At 77.1% G+C, this 3,393-nt stretch carries 2 protein-coding genes; both read left to right on the top strand.

What is annotated here, in order from left to right; translation table 11 throughout:
- Positions 1–2,061: FtsX-like permease family protein (locus JFN87_RS32580; protein ID WP_209346050.1), on the top strand; the 2,061-nt coding region annotated here is incomplete at its 5' end.
- A gap of 25 nt (positions 2,062–2,086) precedes the next feature.
- The gene (locus tag JFN87_RS32575) at positions 2,087–3,220 is read left to right on the top strand and encodes a hypothetical protein (protein WP_209346048.1); all 1,134 of its coding nucleotides are present in this window, start codon (positions 2,087–2,089) and stop codon (positions 3,218–3,220) included.
- Positions 3,221–3,393: the final 173 nt, after the last annotated feature.

Here is a 3,393-nt window from a genome sequence, read left to right as displayed (position 1 = left end):
CGTGCCGCGTCGCTGCCGGGTCCCGTGCGGGCTGGCTCTCTCCTCTTTCTTCTTTTTTTTTCTTTTTTTTTTTTCTTTCTGCTCCACCGGCAGACGTCCGGCAGCGGCGCCCTCAGCGCGGGCGCGTCCGGCGGGCTCTCCATCGACCCGCTGCTCGTCGTGGCGCCCGCGCTCGCGCTGCTGGCCGGCACGGTGCTGACGCTGCGTCTGCTGCCGCCCGTCGCGCGGCTCGCGGAGCGGCGCGCCGCCAGGGGACGCGGGCTGCCTGCCGCGCTCGCGGGCTGGCAGCTCAGCCGCAGGCCGCTGCGGGGCGCGGGCCCTGTGCTGCTGCTGGTGCTCGCCGTCGCCATGGGCGTGCTCGCCATCGGGCAGGGCGCCTCGTGGGACGCCTCGCAGAGCGACCAGGCCCAGTTCCGGGCCGGGGCGCCGGTGCGGGTGGTCGGCAGCCGCACGCCCGTGTTCGGGCAGGGCGGCGCGTTCGCGGCGATCCCCGGCGTGCGCGGGCTGGCGCCCTCCGTGCGCGACACGATGAGCCTGTCGGGCAGCAGGGAGGCGACCGTGCTCGCCCTCGACACGAGCGACGCGGCGCCCGGCATCGGCATGCGCGACGACCTGGCCGGCGGGGACGCCGCCCGCGAGGTCGCCGCGCTGCACCCCGCCGCCGTCCCGGCGACCGGGCTGCCGGTGCCCGACGGCACGACCCGGCTCGACCTGGCGATACGTCTGACGGCCCACCCCGCGCCGTCGTCGGCCGACGACGCGGCGCTCGGCTTCGTCACGCTTGAGGACCGCTACGGGGTGCGCTACCCGATGCAGCTCGACCAGATACACGCCGACGGCGCCACCCACACCCTCGGCGTCGACCTGGCGGGCGCGGCCGGCGCGCCCGACGGCGAACCGGCCGGGCCGCTGCGGATCACCGGCTTCGAGTTCGACACCCCGGCCTCGCCCGCGCACGCGCAGCGCTACGAGCTGACCATCGCCTCCGTCACGGCGCACACCCCGCACGGCGACCGCCCGGTGTCCGTGCCGTCCCCGCGCTGGGGGACCTCGGTGACCACCTCGGGCGCCGACCTCTCCGCCCAGCCGAACGCCTCCCCCGCCGATGTGACCGGCGTGCGGGGCGACGCGCACACGCCGCTGTCGCTCACGTACGACGCCAGCTCGTACCACGGGCAGCCTTTCGGGCCGCAGGCCCTGGACGACGTCCGCGTCACCGCGCCCGCGCAGGCGGCGCCGCTGCCCGCGGCGCTGGTGACGGACTCGTTCGCGTCGGCGACCGGCGCGAAGAAGGGATCCGTGATCCGGGTGCCGCTCGGCAACGACACCCTCTCCGTGCGCGTCGCCGGCACGGTCCGGCAGATCCCGACGACGGGCCCGAGCGCCGCGGTGGACGGCCAGGGCGTGCCCGCGGCCACCGACAGCGGCGCCGTGCTGCTCGACCTGCGCGCCGTCGAGCGGGCGTTCGCGGTGAAGGACGCGCAGACGCCGGCCCCGACCGAGTGGTGGTTCTACCCGGCGCCCGGCAAGGCCGGGCAGGTGGCGGCCGCGCTGCGCGAGCGCACCGACATCGACCCGGGCCAGATCCTCGTCCGCACGGAGATCTCCGACCGGCTGCACCGGGACCCGCTGGGCGCGGGCCCGCAGGCCGCCCTGCTGGCCGCCGCGGTCGCCGCGGCCGCGCTCGCCGCGGTCGGCTTCGCCGTCGGCACGGTCGCGGCCCTGCGGGAGCGCTCGCAGGAGTTCGCGGTGCTGCGGGCGCTCGGCGCGCCGCGCCGCCAGCTGGCCAGGCTCCTCGCGGTGGAGCACTCCCTGCTGCTCGGCATCGGGCTCGCCGTCGGTGTGGTGCTCGGCGTGGTGCTGACCCGGGCGGTCGTCCCGCTGATCGTCCTGACGGGCAAGGCGACCCAGCCCGTGCCCACCGTGCACATCCTGCTGCCGGCCGGCGAGGTCCTGCTGCTGCTCGCGGGCGTGGCGGTGGCGCCGGCCGTCATCGTGGCGGCGCTCGCGCTGCACCGCACGGACCCCGCGAGTTCGCTGCGGGCCCAGGGAGGTGAGTAGGGAGGTGAGTAGCGAGGTGAGTGACGTGGCACGACGGCACGGTGAGGCCGAGACACCGCGCGGCCGGGCGGCGCGGCGCACCCCGGCGCCGTGGGTGCGCACCCGGTTGCGCGCCGCGCCGGGACTGCCGTTCGGGCTCGGCCTGCTGGTGCTGGTGACCGCGTTCCTGGCCGCCGCCTTCCCCCGGGCGACCGCCTCGTACGAGACCGACGCGCTGCGGCACGCCGTGAACACCGCGTCGATCGACCGCAGCGCCGTCTCGCTGTCCGTCGCGTACGGCGGGGCGACGGACGGCGACGCGGAGCGCCTCGCCGAGATGCTGCGGCCCGGCTACATCGAACCGCGCTACCGCCGGGCGATCGCCACGCTCCCCGCCCCGCTGCGCGCCCGCCGCGACCAGTCGTCCTACGGGGTGCGCACGAGGGGACAGGTGTCCGCGCGCGACTCCTACCTGGCGCGGCCCGAGGGCAAGGCGCCCGTGTTCACGCTCACCACCCAGGACGCTCTCGGCCCGCACTCCCGCCTCGCCGCGGGGCGGCTGCCGCGCGCCGCGCGCGACTCCGTCACCTACCGCACGCACGAGGTGGAGGGCGCCGTCTCCGAGGCCACCGCCAAGCACCTGCACATCAGGGTGGGCTCAGTGCTGCACTTCCCCTCCAATCAGCGCCTCGGCGCCGAAGTGGCCGTCCGCGTCACGGGCATCGTCACGCCGCTGCACCCGTCGCTCTCGTACTGGAAGGGCGAGCCCGACCTCGCGGCGCCCGAACTGTTCGGCGACCCGTCCCCCAGCGGCGTCGGCCCCCGCTACTGGCACGCGGCGGTCGTGCTGCCCCCGGAGGCGGGGCCCGTCCTGCCCGCCGTCGTGGACTGCGAGCTGTTCTGGCGCCTGTCGCCCGACACCTCGGGGCTGACCTCGGACGACCTCGGGCCGCTGCGATCCGCGGTCGGCTCGATCACGCACGGCCCCGGGCTGACCGCGCTCGGGCAGGCCGTCAACCCCGACGTGTCCGTGACCACCGGGCTCGACACCGTCCTCGACGGCTTCACCTCGCTGCTCGGCTCGGTGACGCCCGTGGTGGCCGTGGGGGCGTTCGGCGTGGCAGCGGTCGGCGCCGCGGTGCTGCTGATGGCGGGCGAAGGGCCCCGCGGCCTCCTCTGATCCGGAGAGCTGACGTCTCAACTCCGGCCGCCCGTGTATCCGGCATGTCCGCTTCTGCGCGGAGAAGGGGGGGGGGGGGCGGGGGGGGGGGGGGGGGGGGGGGGGGGGGGGGGGGGGGGGGGGGGGGGGGGGGGGGGGGGGGGGGGGGGGGGGGGGGGGGGGGGGGGGGGGGG

It is taken from the genome of Streptomyces montanisoli, assembly GCF_017813245.1.
Classification (GTDB): domain Bacteria; phylum Actinomycetota; class Actinomycetes; order Streptomycetales; family Streptomycetaceae; genus Streptomyces; species Streptomyces montanisoli.
The sequence above is the reverse complement of the archived record's forward strand: the minus strand, read 5'-3'. Positions and strand labels throughout refer to the sequence as shown.